Origin of the sequence: Helicobacter pylori, assembly GCA_008032935.1 — a bacterium.
In the GTDB taxonomy this organism is placed as follows: Bacteria; Campylobacterota; Campylobacteria; order Campylobacterales; family Helicobacteraceae; genus Helicobacter; species Helicobacter pylori_CX.
Genome location: CP032039.1, coordinates 394,265 through 419,594 on the forward strand (window position 1 = coordinate 394,265; position 25,330 = coordinate 419,594).

Genomic DNA, 25,330 nt, shown 5'->3' on the forward strand with positions numbered 1-25,330 from the left:
TCTTATTATAACCACCATTTTAAAATAATTCACCACTAAATAATCTAATAAAGAGTTTTTTAAAGAGCGGTAGGTATAATGGCATTAAATCCAAATAGGGGTTATACAATGAAAGAGAATAAAGCCTTCACGCATTTGCACTTGCACACAGAATATTCGCTTTTAGACGGGGCGAACAAGATTAAAATTCTAGCCAAACGCATTAAAGAATTGGGCATGAAAAGCGTGAGCGTAACCGACCATGGGAACATGTTTGGAGCGATTGATTTTTATACGAGCATGAAAAAAGAAGGCATTAAGCCTATTATCGGCATGGAAGCGTATATCCATAACGATGATAATCTTTCTAGCAAAGAAACCAAGCAGCGTTTCCATTTGTGCCTATTCGCTAAAAACCAAGAGGGCTATGAAAATTTGATGTTCTTAAGCTCTATGGCGTATTTAGAGGGGTTTTATTATTTTCCGCGCATCAATAAAAAGCTTTTAAGGGAGCATTCTAAAGGCATTATCGCTTCTAGCGCGTGCTTGCAAGGGGAAGTCAATTACCATTTGAATACCAATAATGAGAGAAACCGCAAGTATGGGGCTAAAGGCTATGATGAAGCTAAAAGAATCGCTTGCGAATACCAAGAGATTTTTGAAGACGATTTTTATTTAGAAATCATGCGCCATGGCATTTTGGATCAGCGATTCATTGATAAACAAGTCATTAAAATGTCTTTAGAAACAGGGTTAAAAATCATTGCCACCAACGACACCCACTACACCATGCCCAATGACGCTAAGGCTCAAGAAGTAGCGATGTGCGTAGCGATGGGTAAAACCCTAAACGATAAGGGGCGCTTGAAACACTCCGTGCATGAGTTTTACATCAAGTCCCCCGAAGAAATGGCAAAGCTCTTTGCAGATATTCCAGAAGCCTTAGAAAACACCCAAGAAATTGCGGATAAATGCGTTTTAGAGATTGATTTAAAAGACGATAAGAAGAACCCCCCAACCCCCCAAGTTTCAAATTCACTAAAGCTTACGCTCAAAATGAGGGGCTGGATTTTGAAGATGACGCTTCTTATTTCGCCTATAAGGCTAGAGAGGGCTTGAAAGAGCGCTTAATCTTAGTGCCAAAAGAAAAGCATGATCAATACCAAGAACGCTTAGAAAAAGAAATTGAAGTCATTACGAACATGAAATTCCCAGGGTATATGCTGATTGTGTGGGATTTTATCCGTTACGCTAAAGAAATGGGTATTCCTGTAGGGCCTGGTAGGGGGAGTGCGGCCGGGAGTTTGGTGGCTTTTGCCTTAAAAATCACCGATATTGACCCTTTGAAATACGATTTGCTCTTTGAAAGGTTTTTGAACCCTGAAAGAATCAGCATGCCTGATATTGATACGGATTTTTGCCAGCGCCGGCGTAAGGAAATCATAGAATACATGATTGAAAAATACGGCAAATACAATGTGGCTCAGGTCATCACTTTTAATAAGATGTTGGCTAAAGGCGTGATCAGAGATGTTGCAAGGGTTTTGGACATGCCCTATAAAGAAGCCGATGATTTTGCCAAGCTCATTCCTAACCGCTTAGGCATCACGCTTAAGGGCTATGAAAAAAATGGCGAGTTCATAGAGGGGGCGTGGGAATTAGAGCCTAAAATCAAGGAATTAGTAGAGAGTAATGAATTAGCCAAACAAGTGTGGGAATATTCGCTCAATTTAGAGAATTTAAACCGCAACGCAGGCGTGCATGCCGCAGCTTTAGTGGTGGATAGCCAAAAAGAGTTGTGGCACAAAACCCCTTTGTTTGCTTCTGAAAAAACCGGCGGTATCGTTACGCAATATTCCATGAAGTATTTAGAGCCGGTGGATTTGATCAAGTTTGACTTCTTGGGGCTTAAAACCTTGACCGTGATTGATGATGCGCTTAAAATCATTAAAACGCAGCATAACATTGATGTGGATTTTTTATCGTTGGATATGGACGATCCGAAAGTGTATAAAACGATCCAAAGCGGGGATACGGTGGGGATCTTCCAAATTGAATCCGGAATGTTTCAAGGGCTTAACAAGCGCTTAAGGCCTTCAAGCTTTGAAGACATTATCGCCATTATCGCGCTAGGGAGACCAGGACCCATGGAATCAGGCATGGTAGATGATTTTGTGAACAGAAAGCATGGCGTTGAGCCTATCGCTTATGCGTTTAAAGAATTAGAGCCGATCTTAAAGCCCACTTACGGCACGATCGTCTATCAAGAGCAGGTGATGCAAATCGTGCAAACTATCGGTGGTTTTAGTTTGGGTGAAGCGGATCTCATCCGCCGCGCTATGGGGAAAAAAGACGCTCAGATCATGGCAGATAATAAGGCTAAGTTTGTTGAAGGCGCTAAAAATTTAGGGCATGATGGCCAAAAGGCGGCTAATTTATGGGATTTGATCGTTAAATTTGCCGGCTATGGTTTCAACAAATCGCATTCAGCCGCTTATGCGATGATCACTTTCCAAACGGCGTATTTAAAGACTTATTACAAGCATGAGTTCATGGCAGCGATGCTCACTAGCGAATCCAATAAGATCGAATCCGTAGCACGCTATATTGATGAGGTTAGGGCTTTAGAAATTGAAGTGATGCCTCCGCACATCAATTCTTCTATGCAAGATTTCAGCGTGGCGGAGTTTAAAAATCAAAAAGGCGAGTTAGAAAAGAAAATCGTGTTTGGTTTGGGAGCGATCAAAGGGGTTGGGGGTGAGCCGATTAAAAACATCATTGAAGAAAGGGCTAAAGGGGATTATAAGAGTTTGGAAGATTTTATTTCACGGGTGGATTTTTCTAAACTCACTAAAAAATCTTTAGAGCCATTGGTGAAATCAGGGAGCTTGGACAATTTAGGCTACACTAGAAAAACCATGCTCGCTAACTTGGATTTGATCTGCGATGCCGGGCGCGCTAAAGACAAGGCTAATGAAATGATGCAAGGGGGCAACTCCCTTTTTGGAGCCATGGAAGGCAGAATTAAAGAGCAGGTTATTTTGGACATGATTGATTTGGGCGAGCATGACGCTAAAACGCTTTTAGAATGCGAGTATGAAACTTTAGGAATCCATGTTTCAGGCAACCCTTTAGACGAGTTTAAAGAAGAAATTAAGGGCTTTAAAAATTTAGTCAAAAGCATTGATATTGAAGAATTAGAAATCGGATCGCAGGCTTATTTGCTGGGTAAAATCATGGAAGTTAAAAAGAAAATTGGCAAACGAAGCGGTAAGCCTTATGGCACAGCGGACATTTTGGATCGATACGGCAAGTTTGAACTCATGCTGTTTGAAAAGCAATTAAACGCCTTAGAAGAGTTGGATATTAATAAGCCTTTAGTGTTTAAATGCAAGATTGAAGAGCAAGAAGAAGTGGCGCGATTGAGGCTTTTTGAAATCTTGGATCTAGAGAGCGCTAGAGAGGTTAAAATCCCTAAAGCCCACTATAAAGACCCTGACAAGCAAAAAGAAGAGGTGCGCGAAATCCCCCCCATGGAAATACTCGCTTCTAGTTCTTGCTCTTTAGCGATCGTGTTAGAAAACGATGTGAAAAAAGAGTTTTTAAGACAAATCAAAGAGAGCGCTCTAAAACACCAGGGCAAACGCCCCTTGTATTTGATCATCAAGGATAAGGATAAGCAATTCAAAATTCAAAGCGATCTAATGGTAAATGAAAAGATTAAGGACGATTTTAAAGAATTAGAGTGGAGGGATTTAGCTTGAGGATCAACCAGTTTTTAGCCCATTACACCAAGCACTCCAGAAGAGAAGCTGAAAAATTGGTTTTAGAAGGGCGGGTGAAAATCAACCATGAGCATGCCAAACTCGCTAGCGTGGTTAAAGAAAACGACAAGGTGTTTTTAGACAAACGACTCATTAAGCCCTTAAAAAACAAAAAATTCAGCGTGTTAGTCTATCACAAGCCAAAGGGCGAACTAGTGAGTAAGGCCGATCCCTTAAAACGGCGCGTGATTTATGAAAGCTTGGAGAAAAAATACGCCCATTTCGCGCCGGTGGGGCGTTTGGATTTTGCGAGCGAGGGGGTGCTACTCTTAAGCGATAGTAAAGCAGTGGTGAGCGCTTTAATGCATGCGAATTTAGAAAAAGAGTATCTCATTAAAATTCAAGGCTTTATTACAAGAGAGATGGAAAACGCCATGCAAGAGGGCTTGAAATTAGAAAACGCCACTAAGGGAGCGCACCAAAAAACCCCCATTAAAAGCATGGAATTTGCCCCCTTTATTGGTTATGAAATCATCAAAAACCATGCCAAATACTCCAAACTTAGAGTCATTATCAATGAGGGGAAAAACAGAGAATTGAGGCGTTTTTTTGCGTTTTTTAACGCTGGAGTGTTGGATTTAAGGCGCGTTCGTTATGGTTTTGTGAATTTGAATGCCTTGCCGGTAGGGAAAGTGCGTTTTCTGAACCGCCAAGAATACAATGAGTTGCATGCGTTTATGGCTAATGCGGCTAATGTTAAAGGGGATTAGCGCTTGAGTTATGCTATACTTCAAAGTTGGGGGAAATAAAAAATAAGGATTATCATGTTAGAAGTGATTAATGGGAAGAATTACGCAGAAAAAACCGCTCATCAAGCGGTAGTGGTCAATGTTGGGGCGAGTTGGTGTCCAGATTGTAGGAAGATTGAGCCGATTATGGAAAATTTAGCCAAAACTTACAAAGGCAAGGTGGAATTTTTTAAGGTTTCTTTTGATGAGAGCCAGGATTTAAAAGAGAGCTTAGGCATTCGCAAGATCCCCACTTTGATTTTTTACAAAAACGGGAAAGAAGTGGGTGAAAGGCTTGTAGAGCCCGGATCTTCAAAGCCGATTGAAGATGCGATTAAAACGCTCTTATAAAGGGCGTTAAAGAGCCTTGTTGTTAAAAAGAACCCATAGGAATCTTTTTTAGCTCCTTTTTTTGATAAAGGGGCTAACTTCAAATAGTTTTTATCTTTCTTTATCTCAAAAAATCGTTTTTATCGTTTTTAAATCAGCATGTTTGTTAAAAAAGTTTCTTTAATTAAGCTAAAAATGAGCGAATTTGTGGTACTAATGCTTGCAGTGTGAAATTTGTAGGGCTAGAACTTGTAAAATGTGAAAAAAAAGACGCATAAAATGCTAAAATCCGCAAAAACACTGTGTGTTTAGATTAGAAGTTTAAAATTAGGAACGGAAGTATCTGTTTTAAATTTTGAATAGGGAGTTTCTATCACTATGGTATTGAAAACAAAATTAAAAATTATAAGCTCGGTGATTTTGAGTACTTTATTGTGGGTGGGTTGCTCAAGCGAAATGGCAACTTATCAAAATGTGAATGATGCCACTAAAAATACGACTGCAAGTATTAACAGCACGGATTTATTGCTAACCGCTAACGCGATGTTAGATTCCATGTTTAGCGACCCTAATTTTGAGCAACTCAAGGGCAAGCATTTGATTGAAGTTTCAGATGTGATTAACGACACCACGCAACCCAATTTGGACATGAATCTTTTGACGACCGAAATCGCGCGGCAGTTGCGGTTGCGATCTAATGGGAGGTTCAATATCACAAGGGCGAGTGGAGGGAGTGGTATTGCAGCAGATAACAGAATGGTGAAACAGCGCGAAAAAGAACGAGAGAGCGAAGAGTATAATCAAGACACCACTGTAGAAAAAGGCACTTTAAAAGCCGCCGATTTATCTTTAAGTGGTAAAGTATCCAGTATCGCAGCCTCTATTAGTAGTTCTAGGCAGCGCTTAGACTATGACTTCACCCTAAGCCTTACCAATAGGAAAACGGGTGAAGAGGTATGGAGCGATGTCAAGCCTATTGTGAAAAATGCTAGCAATAAGCGTATGTTTTAAATTTATATTTGAAAGGATGAACGATGAAAAATCAAGTTAAAAAAATTTTAGGAATGAGCGTGATAGCAACGATGGTGATCGTGGGTTGTAGCCATGCCCCAAAATCAGGTATCAGTAAAAGCAATAAGGCATACAAAGAAGCGACTAAAGGCGCTCCTGATTGGGTAGTAGGGGATTTAGAAAAAGTGGCGAAGTATGAAAAATATTCAGGGGTCTTTTTAGGAAGGGCTGAGGATTTGATCACTAATAATGATGTGGATTATTCTACGAATCAGGCTACAGCGAAAGCTAGGGCTAATTTAGCGGCGAATCTAAAATCCACTTTACAAAAAGATTTGGAAAATGAAAAAACCAGAACGGTAGACGCTTCTGGTAAAAGGTCCATAAGCGGCACTGATACTGAAAAAATTTCTCAATTGGTGGATAAGGAATTGATCGCTTCTAAAATGCTTGCCCGCTATGTCGGTAAAGATAGGGTTTTTGTTTTAGTGGGCTTGGATAAGCAAATTGTGGATAAAGTGCGCGAAGAGTTAGGCATGGTTAAAAAGTAGGGTTTTAATGAAACGCCTTGCTATTGCACTTGTTTTGGTGTTGGGGTTTGTGTGGGGGAAGTCCTTGCCTAAGTGGGCAAAAGATTGCTCAAAAGAAGTGCAGATTGAAAAGACCCAAACCAAAGACGAAAAAATTTTAGTGTGCGGGATGAGCGATATATTGCTTTCAGATATGGACTATAGCTTGTCCTCAGCCAGACAAAACGCCTTAGAGAAAGTGATGGAAGTTTTCAAGGGGGATAAAATAGAGATTAAGGCTAGTGAGCTAAAGGCCACTTTTATTGATACGGATAAAGTTTATGTGCTTCTAAGAATCACTAAGAAGCATGTCGCTTTAATGAACGAGTAAGGATTAATAATGAAAAAGATTATTCTTGCATGCCTTATGGCTTTTGTGGGTGCCAATTTAAGCGCGGAGCCTAAGTGGTATAGCAAGGCCTATAACAAAACAAACACCCAAAAAGGCTATCTTTATGGGAGTGGTTCAGCCACTTCTAAAGAGGCTTCTAAACAAAAAGCGTTAGCGGATTTAGTGGCGTCTATTAGCGTGGTGGTTAATTCACAAATCCATATCCAAAAAAGTCGTGTGGACAATAAGTTAAAATCCAGTGATTCGCAAACGATTAACTTAAAAACCGATGACTTGGAATTGAATAATGTAGAAATTGTCAATCAAGAAGCACAAAAAGGGATCTACTACACCAGAGTAAGGATTAATCAAAACTTGTTTTTGCAGGGTTTAAGGGATAAGTATAACGCTCTTTATGGGCGGTTTTCCACCTTAATGCCTAAGGTTTGTAAAGGGGTTTTTTTACAGCAATCTAAAAGCATGGGGGATTTATTGGCTAAAGCGATGCCTATAGAAAGGATTTTAAAAGCGTATTCTGTCCCGGTGGGTTCGTTAGAAAATTATGAAAAAATCTATTATCAAAACGCTTTCAAACCTAAAGTGCAAATCACTTTTGATAACAACAGCGATACAGAGATTAAAAACGCTCTCATAAGCGCTTATGCTAGAGTGCTAACCCCTAGCGATGAAGAAAAACTCTATCAAATCAAAAATGAAGTTTTCACAGACAGCGCTAATGGCACCACACGCATTAGAGTGGTTGTTAGCGCGAGCGATTGTCAAGGCACGCCCGTATTGAATAGAAGCCTTGAAGTGGATGAAAAGAATAAGAATTTTGCTATCACGCGCTTGCAATCTTTGCTTTATAAAGAATTAAAAGATTATGCCAATAAAGAAGGGCAGGGCAATACGGGGTTATAAGCAAGGTATTAATCTTGCTTTATGCTTATTCATTCAGTTTTATAGCGTCATTATTTTGTTTAGCGTGGCGTTTTCGCACCCATAAAATAAACCCTCTAAAGGTTTGTGGCTTTTGTTCTCGCCAAATAAACTAAAACATCATTCAATACTCTTTATCCCACAAACTCCTCTAAAACCACACCCGCTAAAAACTAAAATTAACAAAAACTAAAATCTTTTTAAAACCACCCAAGCAGAAATCCCAAACATCTTTGTAGTATAATACCCCCATACATTTGTATCTAGCGTAGGAAGTGCACAAAGTTACGCCTTTATAGATATGATGTGTGAGACCTGTAGGGAATGCGTTGGAGATCAAACTCTGTAAAATCCCTATGATTAGGGGCACAGAGTGAGAACCAAACTTTCCCCCAACATCAGCCTAGGAAGCCCAATCGCTTTAGCGTTTGGGTGCTTCACGAGCCTATACAAGCGAGATTGTTTGAAAAAACCCAATGACTTTGGGCTTTCAAACCCCCAAGCTAGGGTCTGTCTTTTTGCCCCACAAACTAACAAACTTTTTTAAAAGCTAACACAATTTTAAACCAAACAAACGCCTAAAAAGGGGCGTTTGAATGCGAAAGGAGAACAAAAACATGAGATAAACAATGAGACAGAAAAAAGCTTCAGTAAGCTTAAAGAAATCACGCAAGCGATGCGAGAGCAAAAAGAGCGATCTATAACGCTAACGCTCACGCGCAAAACAGAACTAAAAACGCCTACAAGAGAGCCTAAAAAGAGCGTTTTAGAGTCAATAGAGGGTTAAAGAATATTTTTAACCCCTAGAAAATCCACCCATAGTTGAAAAACACTTTAAAATGGCTGCCCCCTTCATTCAAGGTGATAGAATTGGTAGTTGTGCCATCGCTAGAAACGACTCTAGATTTCAACTGAACCAAAGGAACGCTAATGCCTATAGAATATTTAGAATGCTTGTAGCGGTAATTCAACCCACCGGTCACATTTAAATTACCGCTCCCTTTGTATTGATTCAACAAATAATAGCTGTTGTATAAGCCCCTTAACCCCCCAAACACCCCAAGAGAGGAAGTGAAAACCCTCTTAGTTAGATTGTTTTTAGGGTTCTTTTCGTTGGTGTAATTGGTGATAAAATCAAACAACACATCCATTCCCACGCCATAGCTTAATTGTTGGATTTTTTCGTTATTGGCTTGAGCGTAGTTGTATTTGATAATGCCATAAGAAGACAACCCTAAGTAATCATTAAAGTATTTTTGATAGCCCATTTTAAGATTAACGCCTAATAGGGGGGCTCCAAAGGGTCGTGAGGTTTTTGAAGTGCGATAGGTGGTGGCGCTAGATTTAGAAGATGAAAGGCTTTGACTGATCGCGCTAAGCATAGTGGTCGCAAAATCTTGCGTGTTCAAACTAGCGTTTAAATAGTTGGTTTGGCTGCTCAAGTTAGTGTAATCCACCGGTAGGGCGTTTTGATCAATGAGTTGTTGCCAAACAGTGCTAGTAACGCCTATAAGCCCGGCGGGGACTTGAGAGCAATCAGTATAAATGGAATTGGGGTAACTGCTAGGGAAAGCGGACTGATTTTGGCCGCCAAAACGAGAACACACATCATAGGTAGAGCCATCGGTATCTCGCACTTCTTTCCCGTTGTCAAACACTTGCACTTCTTGTCCATTCACTTGCTCTATCTTCCCGCCCTTACAGCGCTCTTCTGGCCCATTGTTTTCTTCACACATGCGCACCCTTTGATAAGTCATGTTTCCGTTATGCGTATAGCCTAAAGTATGGCCGTATTCATGGATAATGTCTCTTAATTGCATGATGGCGACTTTATTCAATTCTTTGCCAAAGAGTATTTCAGGGTCTAAGAAAGGAGACAATATCCCTAAAGCGCCAAAATTGGTGCCATCATCGCCTGGGCCATTCGGGCCGCCATATTGAGACCCTAACCCTAAATCCCCTCCTCTTGGGGGCAAGAGATTCACATAAAGATTATTCGTAACTCTATAGCTATAGATAACGTCTTGCGGCGTTAATATCACTGATCCTGTTTGCCCGTTTTCTATATTGTATTCATCTCCTTTATTTTTAGCGATCAATTTAGGATCAACAAGCCCATCGTTGTAAGGATTCACGCATGTAGAATAATCAGAATAACATGGTTTTGACAGGTTGTTGTCGCTAAACTGAAAGGGAGCGTTTTTAACGGCATCTTCCCAAGATTTAGAATCAAACACCGCCATCATGTTCAGCATTAAATTGGTCAAATTTTTAGCGTCTTGAGAGGTGAAAGACGGCACTTTAGCCGTGCAGTTTTCTTGATTTTCATATGGAGGGCATGGGGGTTTAGAACCACTGCCGTTACCGCTAGAAAATTGGTTGTAATTGATATAAGTCATTTGAAGATTGGTTGTAACCCTACTGAGCTTATCAAACAGATTCTGCGTGCTGGAATCAGAAAATTTTGTGGTGGCAGTTTGGAGCTGTTGGAAGCCATCAGCGTTAAGTTGCGGATCGTTAAACAAGCTTGCGGGCAGAATGATTTGAGATTGTTTAGGGATAGTCTCTATCACGCCCAAACTGACTACATTGCCTTGATTGTCTGTATAACTCAGCTCAATGTTGTTTAAATTATAAGGCAAGAAGTTTTGTATCATAATCAAGCTGCTATCACCATAGCCTGCTTCTTCAGCGCTTTCTTGGTTATAAGCGGTTACATACACAGGGGTTAAAGAATAAAAGGTTAAGTTGGTGATATTGTCCTCTGCAAACAACTCAGTCGCATTCTTTAAAATGGTGCTTTGGGAGATGTAGTATTTCCCATAGGTGCTTTGAGGGGTAATGGGTTTGGGCTTTGGCTTTGGTTTGGGTTTGGGTTTTTCTTGAGTGGTGGCTATGGTTTGTTCTTGGGTTTGTGTGCCTTGTAATAGCCCGGTTTCAAAGCCGGCTTCTATAAAAAAGCCGTCTTTTTGGTGTTTTTGAAAGGCTTCTACAGCGGTGAATGATCCGATTAGGGACAAACAAATCGTTTTGCTAGCGAGTTTTAACATAAAATCTCCTTATTGTCTTTTTTAACATTTTTACTCAAAAATAGCTTATAGGTATGCATACATTTTAAACTAGCTCATTTTACCTTTTTTTTTTTTTTTTGAAAAATGGCAGTATGGTTTTTTGCAAATACGGGTATTAAACGGCGCTAATGGGTAAAAAAGTCTTAAAAAGCAGCGCTAAAAAGGGTTTTAATCCATTTTTTAAGCGATTTCATTTGCCCAAGCAAAATTCGCTGAACATGCTATCAAGCATTTGGCTGGTTTCATAAGGGCGGGTGAGCAAGTTCAAGTTTTCTATCGCGCTTAAAATATGATAAGAAAAAAGCTCCAAAGTGTCTAAATGGCTTTTAGCGTTTTGCAATTCAGTAATGGCGTTTTCTAGGGCGGTTGTTTGGGCTAGGGAAGTGAGCAAGAGCTTGTTTTGGGTGTCTAGTTTGGGGAAAAACCCACTGATTTTTTGGCTCAAATCTTTCAAACAAGCCTTGGAATTTAGGGTGTTAGTTTCTAGGATAGAATAAGGGATTTTAAGATAAGATTTTAAGATTTCAAGCTCTAGTTTAGGGGCTAGATCGTTTTTATTCAAAACAACAATGCAAGGCTTTTTAGCGCGATTAAGGGCGTCAATGATAGTAAAATCTTCTTTTTCTAGGGGTTTAGAAAGATCGAACACGCCTAAAATAATGTCGCAATTTTCTAAACTTTTAAGGCTTTTTTCAATCCCTAAACGCTCTATTTTATCCGCGCTCTCTCTAATACCGGCCGTGTCAATCAAGCGCACCTTATGCCCTTGTAATTCAATGACTTCTTCTATGGTGTCTCTTGTTGTGCCTTTAATATCGCTCACTAAAGCCCTTTCTTCTAACAGCATGGCGTTTAATAAAGAACTTTTGCCGGCATTGGGTTTGCCAACAATGCTTAAAGCATGCCCCTTATTCCTTTGTTTTTGCGTATTAGAAAAATCTAACAAATCCTTAAAAGAGGCGATTTGTTTTTCTAAATTAAAAGACACTTCCTTTAAAAAATCGCTAGGAATGTCTTCTTCGCTATAATCAATCAAAACTTCTGAGCTCGCCAAAAGCTTTAAAAGATTATTCCTGGCCTCTTCAATAAAGATTTTTAACTCGCCCTTAAGCTGCCTGGCTAGAGCGTTTAAAACGCTTTCATCTTCACAAAGGATGAGTTGAACGCTCGCTTCAATCTCGCTCAAATCCATTTTATGGTTTAAAAAGGCTTTTTTACTGAATTCCCCCGCTTTAGCGAGCCTAGCCCCTAAATTCAAGCAAGCTTGAAGGATATTTTGCGCTAAAAGGGGGCTTCCATGGCATTGGATTTCGCACACATCTTCGCCGGTGAAACTATAAGGGGCTTTGAAATAAATCACTAACGCTTTGTCTAATAAAACGCCATTAGAAAAAATATCGCACACGTAAGCGTATCTGGGGGTGAAGTCTTGTTTTTGGGTGAGTTGTTTGAGGACGTTTAGAGCGTTATGGCCGCTGATTTTAATGATGCTAATCGCTCCCTTGCCTAAAGGGGTAGCGATAGCGGCGATGGTGTCATTCATTGTTAAAGTCGTTGATGACGATGTATTTTTCATCGTTTAAATTGGTTTTAATGGAAACATATTTATTAGGGAACGCTTTTCGTAATTTCTTTAAAGCGATATAGGTTAAAACGCCATCAGGGGCTTTCATCTGCCCCTTACCCACTTCATGCACGGTCATGATCACGCTTTGGAGTTGCGTTTCCATAACCTTTTCTTGGTTTTGTAAAAAAGTGGAGATTTCTAAGCGGATGCTATAGCCATAAGCAGGGTGGATCCAGTTAAAAAGCAAGTAAGAAAGGGCTTTGTAGCGATAACCCTTTTCGCCAATCAAAAGAGCGGAGTCTTCGCCATCAATATCGATCAATAAAACCCCCGGTTCATAAAGACTGACTTCCACTTTGTTGATTTTATAGGGCAAGTGGGAGAATAAGTCTTTCAATTCTTGCTTAATTTCATGGAGTTTGTCTCCATTATGAGATTCTTCTTTAAGGTTTTTTTTAGGGGGTTTAGGGGTGATTCTTTCTTCTTGCGGCGTTTCTGTTTCTAAGTTTTGTTTTTTTTCTTCTGCGCTTTGATGGATTCCTTTCGTGTCAATTTCTTTAACGCTTTCTTCTTTAACCTCTTTAACGCTTTCTTTAACGCTCGCTAAAATAATGGCTTCTTTTTTACCGATGCTTAAAAACCCTTTAGATGGCGTTTGAATGACTTCATATTGCAAATTAATGATGGGGCAATTCAAGGCGATAGAAGCTTGAATGAGAGCCTCTTCTAAGGTTTTGGCTTTGATTTCAATAGGATTTTGCATCAATGTTCCTTTTTGTTTTGCGCATGGGCTCGTTTTTTATTCTCTAAGACTTTATTGATGATGAGTTGTTGCAACACCGAAAGGATGTTGTTCGTGGTCCAATACAAGACTAACCCTGCAGGGAAAGTGATTAAAAAAAGCGTGAACAATAGGGGCAAGAATTTAAAAATCTTCGCTTGCATGGGATCGGTCATGGTGTTTGGCGTAACGCTTTGGTGCCAATACATAGACGCTCCCATAAGAAGCGGTAAAATAAAATACGGATCCATGATGGATAAGTCATGAATCCATAAGATCCACTCTGAGCTTTTCAATTCCACAGCGTTATAAAGCACCCTATAAATCGCAAAAAACACCGGGATTTGTAAGATTAAGGGCAGACAACCCCCTAGCGGGTTGGCCCCATGTTTTTTGTAAAGCTGCATCATGTGGGCTTGCAATTTTTGGGGTTCGCCCTTGTATTTTTCTTGGAGTTCTTTCATTTTAGGGGCTAATTCTTTGAGCTTTTGCATGCTCACCATGCCCTTATAGCTTAAAGGATAAAGGATGATGCGCACGATAATCGTTAAAAGAATGATAGCCCAACCCCAATTGCCCACAAATTGATACAAATAATCCAGTAAAACAAACACGCCTTTAGCAAAGAAAGTGATCAAGCCATACTCTATCGCATCTGTGAGCATGGGTGAAATCGCTTTCAAAGAGCGGTAATCTTTAGGGCCAATATAGCCATGCAAATCCGCTTCATTTTTAAGGGAAATGAACCCTAAGGGGTTTTTAGTGCCGATTTCTGAATCGATTAAGGCTTCAAAACCTTGAGGATCTTTAGTGAAAAGCAAGGTGGTGAAATACCTATCCACGCTGGATAAAAAGAGGGTGTTAGAAAAGCGTTTGATCTCTTTAGCGTCTTTATCTTCAATTTTTTCAATTTTTTTGTCGTTATTTTCTAAAAGCACGCCTGAAAAGGTGTAGCTGTCCAAATCAGCCACCGGCCTGTAACCATTGGTGATCACATAGCTAGGGATAAGGTTATTGGGCGATTTGAATGCGATTTTTAAATCATAATGCAAATCATCATAGAAAGTCAGGGTTTTAATGATAGTAAGAGCGCCTAAATCTTGGGTTAAAACAAGCTGTTCATTAGGCCCAAGAGTGGTTTTTGAAGCGCTATAAGGGGTGTTGAACGCTTTGTTATTGAGCGTGGGGTCTAAAAAACGCACTTCTAAAGGCTTGAGTTTATCGGCTGCTAAGAGGGGGAGCTCTTTTAGGGGGGGTTGCGCGTTTTCTTTGGAGCTAAAAAGATGGCCCACATGCTCTAAAAAGCCCTTTTGTTTAGGGGCTAGATACTTTTTATCCTTGAGATAAACCTGTTTGATGCGCCCTAAAGAATCAATTTCAATTTTGGCATGCTCAAAAGAAATCGTGCTTAACAAATTCTCTTGTGGGGTTGTTTGAGTAGTGCTAAAATGTTGGGCGTTGGGCGCGTTAGGACTTGTTGTTGTGTGGTTGTTGGTTGTTTCTTGCTTTGTGGTTTGGGTTGTTGTTTTGTTTGGTTTTTGGAAAAAATAGCTATAAAGAGCGATAAACAAGAAAGACAGAGCGATCGCTAAAATCAAGCGGAGATTATTATTGTTGTTTCTATCCATTGTGATTAAACCTTAATGATGTAGTAAGTTGTGCGGCTTTTTGTGGGAATGAGCCAAAAAGTGATGGTTTTAAAATTGCGGTTAAAATCTTTATGAGATTGGAGCAAACTAGGGCGTTTCAAGCGAGTAGTAGGGTAAGCAATGCCGCCAGAGCAAAAAGGGTTGCATGAGAGTATCCTTATAGCGATTTTACCCACAGCGCTCAAAGGGCTTTCAAAAGAGAGCAACCACAGAGCGTAGTTGGAGCAAGTGGGGTAAAACCGGCAGCTTGAAGGGGTGAAAGCCGAAAAAAAGCGTTGGTAACCCCTAATTGATGCCGTAAAAATCGCGCTCAAAAAAGGCGTTTTATTGTTTCGCATAGGTATGAGTTATTCCTTTTTTCAAGTCTTTTAAGGCTTTGTTCATATAGTTTTTAATGGAAGTTAGCATTTCTAAAAAATGTTTTTCTAAAGCCCAAAAATCTAAATGGTAACAATCGCTTCTAGGCACAAACACCAAAGCAAGCCCTTGACAAAGAGCGGCATGCTTTGATGTAAGCGAACGCAAACGGCGTTTGATAAGGTTTCGTTTCACGGCGTTGCCGACTTTTTTGGACACGCTCAAGCCTAATAAATAAAGCGTTTTTTTGTCTTTAAGCCTACAAAAGAGCGGATCTTTAAAACCCTCTTTTCCTTTTGGCGGATCTTTTGACAAATCCAAAACAAAGAGCGAAAAAAAAGGGTTATGTTTTTTAAACCCCTTTTGATAAACCCTGTCAAACTCACTCTTGTTTTTTAAAGAGTCATAGGGTTTAGACGGAAAGCTTTTTTCTGCCCTTAGCTCGTCTGGCATTAATCACCTTGCGCCCGTTTTTGGTTTTCATTCTCACAAGAAAGCCATGGGTTCGCTTTCTTGGTGTGTTGTGTGGTTGGTAAGTGCGTTTCATTTAAAACTCCCTTGATAAAAATTAAACATAAACACAGATTTTAGCTAAAGAATGCTAAAAATTGACTAAAACTAATTTTTTTGATTCTTTTTATCTTCAACAAGAATGTAAAGTTGCTTCAGATTGTTCGTTTGCAATAAATCCACCACTTTGATAAAGTTATCCAAATTGCTTTTCTTATCGCCTTGCAAGACAATAGGGGTGTCTTTAGCCAAAGTGGAAACCTTGTGTTTTAAATTTTCAAAGCTGATTTCTTTATCGTCAAAATAAAAAGAACCCTTATTAGAAATGGCGATCGTAACTTGTTTTTTGTCCAACACGTCTTTAGAATCAGTGCTGTCTTTATCCACTTGGGGAATGCTAATAGGGAGCTTTGAAGTTTGCACAAAAGACGCCGTTGTAAGCACGATCACTAACAACACAAGCATGATGTCAATGAAAGGCACCACATTCATGGATTCTACTTTTTTCACCGCTCAATCCTTAGGCTTTGTTATAAATCTCATGGGATTGCGTGTCAACCGGGTGGTGGAAAATATCCCATTTGGTAACCAAAATCTCGCTTTTTCTCACGAGCAAATTATAAATCACAATCGCAGGGATCGCTACCAATAACCCCATGCCAGTCGCTTTTAAAGCAAGGGCTAAATTAGTCATGATCGCTTTAGTGTCAATGCCAGAAGCGGATCCTAAATCCATAAAAGTGAGCATGATCCCCATAACCGTCCCTAAAAGACCGATATAGGGGGCGTTTGAGCCAATCGTGGCCACTAAAGTCAGTCGTTTGTGTAAGGCTAATTCTAACTTGCGCCTGTCTGTGTAGTCATCTACACGAAGAGTGGCAAAAAACCACAACCTTTCTATTGCGATCGCTATAACGATGACGGATAAGAAGATCAAAAACCCTATGATCCCATAATCTACCATTTCTTTCATTATTATCCTTTAAAGTGGTGTTTTAAATCGGTAAGAATTTCTTTATTGAGTGCTTTTTCTTTGAGACTTTGTCTTTTGTCGTGCAATCTTTTTCCTTTCACTAAAGCAATTTGGATTTTAGCTCTATTCTTTTGGTTAAAATACAATTTCAATCCTACGATACTCAAGCGTTCTTTAGACGCTTCCATTTGCCATTTCAATAATTGCTTTTTGTGTAAAAGCAACTTACGCTCTCGCCTTTCATTGGGCTTATAATACGCATGGATTGTATCTAAATATGATATATGAACACCAAATAAAAAAGCTTCTCCTTTGATTATTTTAACAAAATTATCTTTTAAATTCACCCTAGTTTGCCTCAAAGCCTTCACTTCAGAGCCTAAAAGCGCTAATCCCGCTTCTAAAGTTTCCAAAATCTCATAGTCAAAATAGGCTTTTTTGTTGCTGGCAATGAGTTTCAATCTAGCCCCCCTTGAGCAGGCTTTAGCCTAAAAAACGCGCTCCCGCTCCCGCTAAAAAACCACTCCTTGCCTAGTTCGCTTTCTATACTTCTTAAAGCTTGGTTAGTGAGTAAAGCCGGTTTTAAAAGATCATTTAGTTCGCTTCGGTCGCAAGTTTTTAGGCATTCTAAACTCGGTTTTTTAAGCCATTCTTTAGCTTGAGAAAAACAAGTTTTAGGTTTATAAGCTTGATAAACGGCTTTAGTGCTGCAAAAAACATGAGTTGGAGCATAGATTTCTAGGCGATTTTCTAAAGGCTCTTCTTCAAAATTTTCAATGACTTCGCCATAAGAAGTAGCGTTAGCGCTTTTGTATTGCGAGATGAAAAAATTGGTGTCCGTGCCCACTAAAGATCCCATGCTATAAAGCTCTTTTAAACTCAAACGCCAGTCAAAAATGTGATTTAAATGATACAATAGCCCCCAGCATCAGCGCTCCCACCGCCTAGTCCGGCTTGAGTGGGGATGTTTTTTTCCACTTCAATCGCTAGGGTGTCTAGGGATTTGATGGCAGAATGAGAGGAATTTTTTGATTTTAAAAAATTCTTTAAAATTTGGAGGGCTTTAAAGAGCGAGTTTTCTTCTAAAGGGCAGTCAAAATCCCCTTTTAACGAAAAAGAAAGTGCGCTTTTGACGCTGATAATATCCTTTAGCTTATCTTTGACTAAGCACATGCGAGAAATGAGCTTATGGCAAGCCCCTTCTTTGTGAAGAATTTTTAAAAAAATATTGACTTTAGGATAAACTTCAAAAACATGCATCAAGGCTTAATGACCTTTTTGATGTTTTCTAACAAGCTTTCATCTACGCACGCAGAAGCTTTTTGGTTTTCGCTCACAATAGCCTCTTTGAGTTCAGCGCGCAAAATAAGGGTGCTTTCAGGTGCTTCAAACCCTAAACGCACACTCCCTCTATCTATGGAAATGACTTTAATGTGGATGTTATCATCAATGACAATCCCCTCATTAACTTTGCGGCTGAGTATGAGCATGTCTAATCTCTTGTTCCTTATAGAGAAGGGCTAAACACAACGCTCTCTATAATATCGCCTTGTTTGATTTTATCCAAGACATTAAGGCTTTCTGCGTTTTTGATTTTGCCAAATACGGTGTGCTCGCCATCTAAATGGGGCAAATCCACAAAACACAAGAAAAATTGACTCCCCCCTGTATCTCTTCCGGCATGCGCCATAGAGAGCGAGCCTCTTTTGTGCTTGTTGGGGTTATGAGCCACTTCGCATTTAATGCGGTGTCCTGGCCCGCCTGTGCCTGTGCCATAAGGGCAGCCTCCTTGAGCCACAAAGCCGGCGATCACACGATGGAAGCTAAGCCCATCATAAAAACCCTCTTTAGCCAGAGCTACAAAGTTACTCACCGCTTGGGGCGCGTCTTTGTAAAAAAGCTCTAAAGTGATATTGCCTTTATTGGTTTTGATCGTGGCGTAAGCGGTTTTTGCAAGCTCTTCTTCTTTAATTTCATAAGTTTTAATTGGATCCATCATAAACCTTTGCGATAAGCTTTTGTCATTCAAATGATCTATTATAGCAACAAATTAAAACAAATGGTATTTTGGCCGATAGTGTTGTAGGGTACTTTTGAAATTTAAGCGGTAAGTTTGATGATGGCGTTTTGGCATAAAAGATTGGCGGTGGGTTGTTGTATCGTTTTATTGTCATGCATGATGAACGCTAATAACATTCAGATTACTAGAGACGATCCGCCTCTTGATCCAACGCTCCCTGCATGGGTTTATTCTGTTGCGTTATTGAAAGTGTATTTTAGCGATGGGACTTATAAAGAAGGCTATGCGACTTTGCTCAAAAACGGGCGTTATATCGCTTCTTCTGAAACGCTTTATTCTAACGGCTTATACCCTAAAACGATTTTAGCCAAAATGCAAGACAGCAGCGCTAAAGAGCTGATTTGTATAGCCAGCCTACGCCTTGAAGCGATGGATAGGAATCAAGGGCTTTCGCTTTTAAAAACCGCCGATTTTAGAGACGATTATTGCCATAAAAGAGAAGAGAGCTATTATCATGCAAGGATTTACACCAAATACGCTCAAACTTTCCATTCAAATCCTTACACCAATCAAAAAACACCCAATTCTGATCTCTACTACCCGGCGTTGAATGAGGGGAATTCTTTTTCCATACAGATAACGGATATTTCTGTGGCTGAACTTTTGAAATCTAAAAAGTTTCTTTCGCTTGATGCTTCTTTTAAGAAGGGGAGCGTGTTGTGGGGAGGGAGGCCTTATTTTAGCGAAGTGGGGGAGTTTATGGGAATGGCTAGCAGCACTTTAGAAAACCAAGAAAGTTTGGTGATTATCCCTAAAGAAAAGATCGTGCAATTTTTAAACGCTCTAAAAAATCAAAATATTTTTCAAAACATTCCCTAAATTTAAGCAAACCTTAAGCTTTCTATGACTATACTTTCATTTCCTTGTTTCAGCAAGGGCTTTTAAAAAGCCGCTTGATACCTTACAAGGATAGCTGATTAAAAGCAAACGATCTTTGAAAACTAAGCAAATTGATAGAAGTTCTTTTTAAAGGGATATTCTAATACTATTTAAGGATAACTTATTTGAAAGAGTGAGAGTTTGAATAACTTCCATTCTTGTATAAGAAATTCTTACCCAACGAGTGCTGGTCAATACCATTGATTGTATTATCGTATATGATTGCGTATATAATTGATGGTTGAATGGCATGAGAGTATTTTTAGGTTAGCGTTTAGCTAAACCTTTTTAAAAAGTTTCTTTCTGTTTTGTTGTTGTAATACTTAAGAACACAACCCGTTTTATTCAATAAAGTCTAAAACGAGTTCTTGTGATACGCTAAAGCTGTTATTAGAAAATGATAACAGCCTATCAAAAAACAAAAGAGCTTTAGGACAAACACTTTTATGGAGAGTTTGATCCTGGCTCAGAGTGAACGCTGGCGGCGTGCCTAATACATGCAAGTCGAACGATGAAGCTTTCTAGCTTGCTAGAAGGCTGATTAGTGGCGCACGGGTGAGTAACGCATAGGTTATGTGCCTCTTAGTTTGGGATAGCCATTGGAAACGATGATTAATACCAGATACTCCCTACGGGGGAAAGATTTATCGCTAAGAGATCAGCCTATGTCCTATCAGCTTGTTGGTAAGGTAATGGCTTACCAAGGCTATGACGGGTATCCGGCCTGAGAGGGTGAACGGACACACTGGAACTGAGACACGGTCCAGACTCCTACGGGAGGCAGCAGTAGGGAATATTGCTCAATGGGGGAAACCCTGAAGCAGCAACGCCGCGTGGAGGATGAAGGTTTTAGGATTGTAAACTCCTTTTGTTAGAGAAGATAATGACGGTATCTAACGAATAAGCACCGGCTAACTCCGTGCCAGCAGCCGCGGTAATACGGAGGGTGCAAGCGTTACTCGGAATCACTGGGCGTAAAGAGCGCGTAGGCGGGATAGTCAGTCAGGTGTGAAATCCTATGGCTTAACCATAGAACTGCATTTGAAACTACTATTCTAGAGTGTGGGAGAGGTAGGTGGAATTCTTGGTGTAGGGGTAAAATCCGTAGAGATCAAGAGGAATACTCATTGCGAAGGCGACCTGCTGGAACATTACTGACGCTGATTGCGCGAAAGCGTGGGGAGCAAACAGGATTAGATACCCTGGTAGTCCACGCCCTAAACGATGGATGCTAGTTGTTGGAGGGCTTAGTCTCTCCAGTAATGCAGCTAACGCATTAAGCATCCCGCCTGGGGAGTACGGTCGCAAGATTAAAACTCAAAGGAATAGACGGGGACCCGCACAAGCGGTGGAGCATGTGGTTTAATTCGAAGATACACGAAGAACCTTACCTAGGCTTGACATTGAGAGAATCCGCTAGAAATAGTGGAGTGTCTGGCTTGCTAGACCTTGAAAACAGGTGCTGCACGGCTGTCGTCAGCTCGTGTCGTGAGATGTTGGGTTAAGTCCCGCAACGAGCGCAACCCCCTTTCTTAGTTGCTAACAGGTTATGCTGAGAACTCTAAGGATACTGCCTCCGTAAGGAGGAGGAAGGTGGGGACGACGTCAAGTCATCATGGCCCTTACGCCTAGGGCTACACACGTGCTACAATGGGGTGCACAAAGAGAAGCAATACTGCGAAGTGGAGCCAATCTTCAAAACACCTCTCAGTTCGGATTGTAGGCTGCAACTCGCCTGCATGAAGCTGGAATCGCTAGTAATCGCAAATCAGCCATGTTGCGGTGAATACGTTCCCGGGTCTTGTACTCACCGCCCGTCACACCATGGGAGTTGTGTTTGCCTTAAGTCAGGATGCTAAATTAGCTACTGCCCACGGCACACACAGCGACTGGGGTGAAGTCGTAACAAGGTAACCGTAGGTGAACCTGCGGTTGGATCACCTCCTTTCTAGAGAAAAGCTTTTAACATTCGCTTGTTAAAAGCCAAGAGTATTACCTGACAAAAGAACTTCTTTTGCTTAGTTTTGAAAGATTGAGCTTATTCTTTCTTTTGTCTTATTTGTTATCTCCTTGATTTTAATCGGTTTTTGGTTTTCACAACTTTAGAACTTGACTTTAATTTTGAGTTTGGATATAATAACTGCCCTTGGTGTTTGGAGATTGCTGTCGTGTATTCGGCTTTGTCTCCTGCTCCTAGGCACTAAAAAGCGAAATTCAACTCTATAGGAGGTATATATGAAAATTAAATTCAGCAACATTAACGATTCAAACGAATTTGTTTCATGTGGTAGATTTGTTCAGTTTGCCGATAAGCAAGGTTTGGATTGTCCGCTCTATAAACTTTATTCTAAAATTCTAAAAAAAGGAAAATAGATGAATAGCTATCGAAAACTAAAAGCTAAGAATCAAGAGCTTGAGCTTAAATGTGAAAAACTTGAATCTGAAAACCAAGAGCTTAAAGATAAAGTAGGGGAGCTTGAAGCTGGGATGAGAGAGATTCGCTCTGAACTTTCTAGAACTAATGATAATGTTGAAAGAATGTGTGATTTGCTTCTAGAAAAGATGGATACCCCAAACCAAAAATTTATATATTATAAAGGAGATGATAATAATTCTGTTGGGAAACTTGTTGGCATTGACTCTAAAAGAGAGAGATCTTCCATGCTTTATCCCTATGTGGTGGAGTAGATAGATATAGGGGGTTTAAAATATCTCAGTAGCAGTGTCATTTTTGTTCAAATTCGGAAATTTGGACACTGTTATTTTAAATTGAACATGGTTTTAATTTTGTTTTAGAGATAATTTAAACTCTCATCAAGGAGTCTTAAGTTACTAGGCATGCGGTATTAAATAAACATACAATTAGATTTCTCAAAGCTTGATTTAGAGAAACGGCTTAGTATTATTTAAATAGATATTTAGAAAATAGCAAAAACCACTCATAAATCAACCACCAATCAGATCATCAAACCAATTCAAAAATGCCAGTATTTAGTGGGTTGTAAAGTCTCACTATAGTGTAAAACATTCATAAAAAAAATGAATTTGTAAAAGGAATAAACCCTATCAATAGGACAGAAAGTTTTTGGGATTTATCAAAAATTAGTTTGAGTGCGTTTAAAGAGATAGATAAATCAACCATTTACTCCATTTAGAAGAGTGTGAGTTTAGGTAAAACTTGTATCAAGTTTTATGGGAATGGATATGGAAAGTGGTGGGGTTATTTTGCGATACCCTAAATCTTAAAACGCTTTAAAAGTTGTCGTTTGATTGGAGTCAAGTTGTTTTATAGCCAGTGCTTCATTAAAACAGAATTAAAAACAAACCATAGCCTACCAAACAAAGACCTAACACCCAATAGGGGAAAAGGCTACGCGAACGCATGGCAGATAAGAATTGCGTTAATTGGCAAGTTTGATGAGCAGGAAAGACTTCAAACAACCTTTCATCGGTTTTAAGTCTGTTTTCTATCAGCCATTGGTATTGCTTCCTGAATAATTTTTCTTGCATGAGATAATAAGCGTCTAAAAACCAAAAACATAGAAGTAGCACCCCTAAAACGCATAACCCATAAGAATTAGAAATCGCTTCTATTTTAAGGGATAAGACACCCACAGCGAGCGCGAGTGTCCATTTCTTGCACTCTAAAGAATTTTGCGCCATTCTGTTGATAACGCCTTGCAAGATTTTAAGCTCTTCTATAAGGATTTTTGCTCTGTCTATCGGGGTATTTTCCATGTTTGATATTTATCTCTTAAAGTTAAAAGTCCAAGCGCCTTTGTCGGTTTTGACTCCAACTTCTATGAGATTTTGACACTTATAATGCACTGTGAAACTTTCTCCAAATTTTAAATACACTGATAAGGTGTTTTTCTTGCTTTCTAGATCTTTAATGAGTTTTTCCATTTTGTCAATATTTTGCGTCGCTTCAGTGAGTTTGACTTGATTGGCTTTGATAGACTTTTCTTCAGAACTAATCTGCTTTTCAGTATATTCTTTGGCATGCCTTGGGATAGCTTCTTTCAAATAAGCGAAATAAAATTTCCCTACGCTAGGCCACATGGATTTTAGTTTAGCAAGGCCTTGGAGACCTTTTTTTGACACATACAAATTATAGTCATCAAAACCTTCCTTTTCAACTTTAACCCAAAAGCCATCGGCTGAATTGCCATGATTATCAACAGCAAAACTATATAGTAATTTTTTGAGTTCTTTAAGGTTGATATAAGGGTAGTCTTTGGGGTTTTTGGTGTCTTCAATAGCACCTATTATATTGTCTAGAACATTCCATAGTTTCTCATTTGGTGGTTCTTTACTTGGTTCATATTGATAGTTATAGTTATCAAGTATCCTCTTAGCAACATATATTTGGTTATCATTTTTTGTATATTTATGAGAAGAACCATCTAAGAAGAATACTCCTATTCCTGTTAAGGATTTAGCTAAAAAAAAGTCATTAGCAGTTACACCATAACTAATTGTTTTGTTAAGAAGCTTGAATTTTCCATGAGCTTTATCGTTGAGAATGTCACTAATATTTTCTAACAATTTATCAAGATTGTTGAATTGTTGCACATACTGCGTGAGCTCTTCTAAATCTTTTTGAAGTCTTGCGATTTTTGCTTGGTGGTTTTTAATCGCTTTTTCTTTTTCTGATACAAACAGGTATGCATTGGCTGTTTCTTGTATTAACTTTACCAAGAAATTTTGATCATGCTTGCAATTGCCACGATTGAGCTTCAAGTCTTGGATTTCTATGTTGTCGGTTTTAGAAATGATTTTCACGGTAGAATTGAAGCTATTTTTTTCAATCCCAACTAGTGGTTTGCCACTATCGCCCCCACAGCCCGCTAAATACAACGCCAAACAGCTCGCACCCAATAATTTTTGATAAGTTTTAAAAAACATGCTTGTTCCTATGAATTGATTTGTTGCGATAGTTTTTTAAGGGTTATGGTCTCAAAACTTTCTAAAAATAGCGATATATCATGAAAGACTTGCATGCTTTCCATCATTGGAATTGGGCGACTCTCACTAGTAGAATGAGCGATTTTTAATTCTTCATAAATCCATGCGGAATAAGTGATTTTTAATAGATCTTGATTGCGTGATAGCCCTTGATTAAGAGAAACGCTGTTCTTACTTTGTAAAAACACGAAATAGGGGCATTTTTCAATCATGTCTTGTAAAGATTCCCTGAGAATGAGCGTGAAAGCGTCTTTAATCCTACTTGTATCATCGTATTCTGCCAATTTGTTTAAGACATCGTCTTTATAATCCCAAAAAAGCGAATCTACAAACACTTTGTGGTTTGTTTTGCTTTCCAAATAGCCTTTAACCTCTAAAGCCTCATTTTTATCCGCATGCAAATGCGATAGGAACACTTGAGCGCTTTTTAGCTGCGGTTTGAACGGGCTAAAAAAGGCTTCTTTAATTTTAATGTGGTTTAAAACGATGCCATCGTTAGAATGTTTGGCGTCTTTAATCAATTCATAAATCTTTTTAGCAATCTTTTCAGGCGCTTCATCAACTTGATAGGCTTGGTTGTTAAAAGAATAGCGTGCGATGGGTTTTAAAATACTTTGATTTTCTCTGCTATCTAAATCAACCCTAAAAGCTTTCGTGGTTTTTTCTTTAATGTTTTCACTCATTCCAAACCTTTACAAACACGATTTTAAGTTCCCTTTAAAATCCTTTGATTATAGTAGACTTAGACTTAGCTTAAGAGTGCTTGAATTTTGGGGTGTTGGGG

24 protein-coding genes, 1 rRNA gene and 2 pseudogenes are annotated in these 25,330 nt (G+C 39.4%); 11 read left to right on the plus strand and 16 right to left on the minus strand.

Translation table 11 applies throughout. The features are described from left to right. Positions 1–108: 108 nt before the first annotated feature. From D2C78_01980 to D2C78_02015, 8 genes and pseudogenes are all read left to right on the plus strand, one after another. Positions 109–3,743: pseudogene (locus tag D2C78_01980) on the plus strand (DNA polymerase III subunit alpha). Further along, a complete protein-coding gene (locus D2C78_01985; GenBank protein ID QEF34835.1) occupies positions 3,725–4,513 on the plus strand; it encodes an rRNA pseudouridine synthase in 789 nt (262 codons plus the stop codon). The pseudogene D2C78_01980 and the gene D2C78_01985 overlap by 19 nt, the downstream one beginning before the upstream one ends. Before the next feature lie 54 nt (positions 4,514–4,567). Continuing rightward, positions 4,568–4,882, plus strand: coding sequence for a thioredoxin (locus D2C78_01990; protein QEF34836.1), 315 nt, complete (start codon positions 4,568–4,570; stop codon positions 4,880–4,882). 357 nt (positions 4,883–5,239) lie between these two features. Beyond that, the gene (lpoB, locus tag D2C78_01995) at positions 5,240–5,872 is read left to right on the plus strand and encodes a penicillin-binding protein activator LpoB (GenBank protein ID QEF34837.1); all 633 of its coding nucleotides are present in this window, start codon (positions 5,240–5,242) and stop codon (positions 5,870–5,872) included. Positions 5,873–5,895: 23 nt separating this feature from the next. After that, positions 5,896–6,423 (plus strand): hypothetical protein, encoded by a 528-nt coding sequence (locus tag D2C78_02000; GenBank protein QEF34838.1) that lies wholly within the window; start codon positions 5,896–5,898, stop codon positions 6,421–6,423. Between the two features lie 7 nt (positions 6,424–6,430). Further along, complete coding sequence (locus tag D2C78_02005; protein QEF34839.1) at positions 6,431–6,772, plus strand: hypothetical protein; 342 nt, start codon at positions 6,431–6,433, stop codon at positions 6,770–6,772. A 9-nt stretch (positions 6,773–6,781) separates the two neighbouring features. Continuing rightward, positions 6,782–7,693: a hypothetical protein gene (locus D2C78_02010; GenBank protein QEF34840.1), complete on the plus strand. Its 912-nt coding sequence runs from the start codon at positions 6,782–6,784 to the stop codon at positions 7,691–7,693. 610 nt (positions 7,694–8,303) lie between these two features. Next, a complete protein-coding gene (locus D2C78_02015; protein ID QEF34841.1) occupies positions 8,304–8,498 on the plus strand; it encodes a hypothetical protein in 195 nt (64 codons plus the stop codon). A gap of 16 nt (positions 8,499–8,514) precedes the next feature. On the opposite strand, the gene D2C78_02020 is transcribed toward D2C78_02015, so the two are convergent. The 13 genes and pseudogenes from D2C78_02020 to D2C78_02080 form a co-directional block, all read right to left on the minus strand. Next, positions 8,515–10,761: an outer membrane beta-barrel protein gene (locus tag D2C78_02020; GenBank protein ID QEF34842.1), complete on the minus strand. Its 2,247-nt coding sequence runs from the start codon at positions 10,759–10,761 to the stop codon at positions 8,515–8,517. Between the two features lie 211 nt (positions 10,762–10,972). Beyond that, entirely contained in the window at positions 10,973–12,358 is a 1,386-nt protein-coding gene (mnmE, locus tag D2C78_02025; GenBank protein QEF34843.1) for a tRNA uridine-5-carboxymethylaminomethyl(34) synthesis GTPase MnmE, read from the minus strand. Beyond that, entirely contained in the window at positions 12,318–13,112 is a 795-nt protein-coding gene (locus D2C78_02030) for a protein jag (protein QEF34844.1), read from the minus strand. The genes mnmE and D2C78_02030 overlap by 41 nt, the downstream gene beginning before the upstream one ends. Next, positions 13,112–14,758 carry a membrane protein insertase YidC gene (gene yidC / locus D2C78_02035; GenBank protein QEF34845.1) on the minus strand — a complete coding sequence of 549 codons (1,647 nt, stop codon included), beginning with the start codon at positions 14,756–14,758 and terminating at the stop codon, positions 13,112–13,114. Before yidC ends, D2C78_02030 begins: the two co-directional genes overlap by 1 nt. A 5-nt stretch (positions 14,759–14,763) precedes the next feature. Beyond that, positions 14,764–15,117, minus strand: coding sequence for a membrane protein insertion efficiency factor YidD (yidD, locus tag D2C78_02040; GenBank protein ID QEF34846.1), 354 nt, complete (start codon positions 15,115–15,117; stop codon positions 14,764–14,766). After that, entirely contained in the window at positions 15,104–15,589 is a 486-nt protein-coding gene (rnpA, locus tag D2C78_02045) for a ribonuclease P protein component (GenBank protein QEF34847.1), read from the minus strand. Before rnpA ends, yidD begins: the two co-directional genes overlap by 14 nt. Then, complete coding sequence (rpmH, locus tag D2C78_02050) at positions 15,549–15,683, minus strand: 50S ribosomal protein L34 (protein QEF34848.1); 135 nt, start codon at positions 15,681–15,683, stop codon at positions 15,549–15,551. Before rpmH ends, rnpA begins: the two co-directional genes overlap by 41 nt. Positions 15,684–15,754: 71 nt before the next feature. Continuing rightward, positions 15,755–16,156: a biopolymer transporter ExbD gene (locus D2C78_02055; protein QEF34849.1), complete on the minus strand. Its 402-nt coding sequence runs from the start codon at positions 16,154–16,156 to the stop codon at positions 15,755–15,757. A gap of 10 nt (positions 16,157–16,166) precedes the next feature. Further along, positions 16,167–16,619, minus strand: a complete 453-nt coding sequence (exbB, locus tag D2C78_02060) for a TonB-system energizer ExbB (GenBank protein QEF34850.1) — start codon at positions 16,617–16,619, stop codon at positions 16,167–16,169. 2 nt (positions 16,620–16,621) lie between these two features. Continuing rightward, complete coding sequence (gene smpB, locus D2C78_02065; GenBank protein QEF34851.1) at positions 16,622–17,080, minus strand: SsrA-binding protein; 459 nt, start codon at positions 17,078–17,080, stop codon at positions 16,622–16,624. After that, positions 17,077–17,882: pseudogene (locus tag D2C78_02070) on the minus strand (4-(cytidine 5'-diphospho)-2-C-methyl-D-erythritol kinase). The gene smpB and the pseudogene D2C78_02070 overlap by 4 nt, the downstream one beginning before the upstream one ends. Next, on the minus strand, positions 17,879–18,109 hold the full coding sequence (locus D2C78_02075; GenBank protein ID QEF34852.1) for a carbon storage regulator: 231 nt from the start codon (positions 18,107–18,109) through the stop codon (positions 17,879–17,881). Before D2C78_02075 ends, D2C78_02070 begins: the two are co-directional and overlap by 4 nt. Before the next feature lie 17 nt (positions 18,110–18,126). Beyond that, positions 18,127–18,618, minus strand: a complete 492-nt coding sequence (locus D2C78_02080) for a peptidylprolyl isomerase (GenBank protein QEF34853.1) — start codon at positions 18,616–18,618, stop codon at positions 18,127–18,129. A 120-nt stretch (positions 18,619–18,738) separates the two neighbouring features. On the opposite strand from D2C78_02080, the gene D2C78_02085 reads away from it, so the two are divergent. The 3 genes from D2C78_02085 (at position 18,739) to D2C78_02095 (ending at position 22,266) form a co-directional block, all read left to right on the plus strand. Beyond that, entirely contained in the window at positions 18,739–19,518 is a 780-nt protein-coding gene (locus D2C78_02085) for a hypothetical protein (GenBank protein ID QEF35799.1), read from the plus strand. Between the two features lie 503 nt (positions 19,519–20,021). After that, positions 20,022–21,531: ribosomal RNA gene (locus tag D2C78_02090) — 16S ribosomal RNA — on the plus strand. Positions 21,532–22,065: 534 nt separating this feature from the next. After that, positions 22,066–22,266 (plus strand): hypothetical protein, encoded by a 201-nt coding sequence (locus D2C78_02095; GenBank protein ID QEF35800.1) that lies wholly within the window; start codon positions 22,066–22,068, stop codon positions 22,264–22,266. 615 nt (positions 22,267–22,881) lie between these two features. Here the strand turns inward: D2C78_02095 and D2C78_02100 are convergent. The 3 genes from D2C78_02100 to D2C78_02110 are packed head-to-tail and all read right to left on the minus strand — an operon-like array spanning position 22,882 to position 25,229. Then, complete coding sequence (locus tag D2C78_02100; GenBank protein QEF34854.1) at positions 22,882–23,316, minus strand: hypothetical protein; 435 nt, start codon at positions 23,314–23,316, stop codon at positions 22,882–22,884. A 9-nt stretch (positions 23,317–23,325) separates the two neighbouring features. Continuing rightward, complete coding sequence (locus D2C78_02105; GenBank protein QEF34855.1) at positions 23,326–24,486, minus strand: hypothetical protein; 1,161 nt, start codon at positions 24,484–24,486, stop codon at positions 23,326–23,328. 8 nt (positions 24,487–24,494) lie between these two features. Beyond that, the gene (locus tag D2C78_02110) at positions 24,495–25,229 is read right to left on the minus strand and encodes a TIR domain protein (GenBank protein QEF34856.1); all 735 of its coding nucleotides are present in this window, start codon (positions 25,227–25,229) and stop codon (positions 24,495–24,497) included. Positions 25,230–25,330: the final 101 nt, after the last annotated feature.

Bases quoted from the DNA above. Each gene is read 5' to 3' on its own strand.
- D2C78_02105 (QEF34855.1), bottom strand. From the start codon at position 24,486: ATGTTTTTTAAAACTTATCAAAAATTATTGGGTGCGAGCTGTTTGGCG.
- D2C78_02010 (QEF34840.1), top strand. From the start codon at position 6,782: ATGAAAAAGATTATTCTTGCATGCCTTATGGCTTTTGTGGGTGCCAAT.
- D2C78_02100 (QEF34854.1), bottom strand. From the start codon at position 23,316: ATGGAAAATACCCCGATAGACAGAGCAAAAATCCTTATAGAAGAGCTT.
- D2C78_02095 (QEF35800.1), top strand. From the start codon at position 22,066: ATGAGAGAGATTCGCTCTGAACTTTCTAGAACTAATGATAATGTTGAA.
- mnmE (QEF34843.1), bottom strand. From the start codon at position 12,358: ATGAAAAATACATCGTCATCAACGACTTTAACAATGAATGACACCATC.
- D2C78_02005 (QEF34839.1), top strand. From the start codon at position 6,431: ATGAAACGCCTTGCTATTGCACTTGTTTTGGTGTTGGGGTTTGTGTGG.
- rnpA (QEF34847.1), bottom strand. From the start codon at position 15,589: ATGCCAGACGAGCTAAGGGCAGAAAAAAGCTTTCCGTCTAAACCCTAT.
- yidC (QEF34845.1), bottom strand. From the start codon at position 14,758: ATGGATAGAAACAACAATAATAATCTCCGCTTGATTTTAGCGATCGCT.
- D2C78_02080 (QEF34853.1), bottom strand. From the start codon at position 18,618: ATGATGGATCCAATTAAAACTTATGAAATTAAAGAAGAAGAGCTTGCA.
- rpmH (QEF34848.1), bottom strand. From the start codon at position 15,683: ATGAAACGCACTTACCAACCACACAACACACCAAGAAAGCGAACCCAT.
- D2C78_02110 (QEF34856.1), bottom strand. From the start codon at position 25,229: ATGAGTGAAAACATTAAAGAAAAAACCACGAAAGCTTTTAGGGTTGAT.
- lpoB (QEF34837.1), top strand. From the start codon at position 5,240: ATGGTATTGAAAACAAAATTAAAAATTATAAGCTCGGTGATTTTGAGT.
- D2C78_02075 (QEF34852.1), bottom strand. From the start codon at position 18,109: ATGCTCATACTCAGCCGCAAAGTTAATGAGGGGATTGTCATTGATGAT.
- D2C78_02030 (QEF34844.1), bottom strand. From the start codon at position 13,112: ATGCAAAATCCTATTGAAATCAAAGCCAAAACCTTAGAAGAGGCTCTC.
- exbB (QEF34850.1), bottom strand. From the start codon at position 16,619: ATGAAAGAAATGGTAGATTATGGGATCATAGGGTTTTTGATCTTCTTA.
- D2C78_01990 (QEF34836.1), top strand. From the start codon at position 4,568: ATGTTAGAAGTGATTAATGGGAAGAATTACGCAGAAAAAACCGCTCAT.
- D2C78_02085 (QEF35799.1), top strand. From the start codon at position 18,739: ATGGCGTTTTGGCATAAAAGATTGGCGGTGGGTTGTTGTATCGTTTTA.
- D2C78_02000 (QEF34838.1), top strand. From the start codon at position 5,896: ATGAAAAATCAAGTTAAAAAAATTTTAGGAATGAGCGTGATAGCAACG.
- yidD (QEF34846.1), bottom strand. From the start codon at position 15,117: ATGCGAAACAATAAAACGCCTTTTTTGAGCGCGATTTTTACGGCATCA.
- D2C78_02020 (QEF34842.1), bottom strand. From the start codon at position 10,761: ATGTTAAAACTCGCTAGCAAAACGATTTGTTTGTCCCTAATCGGATCA.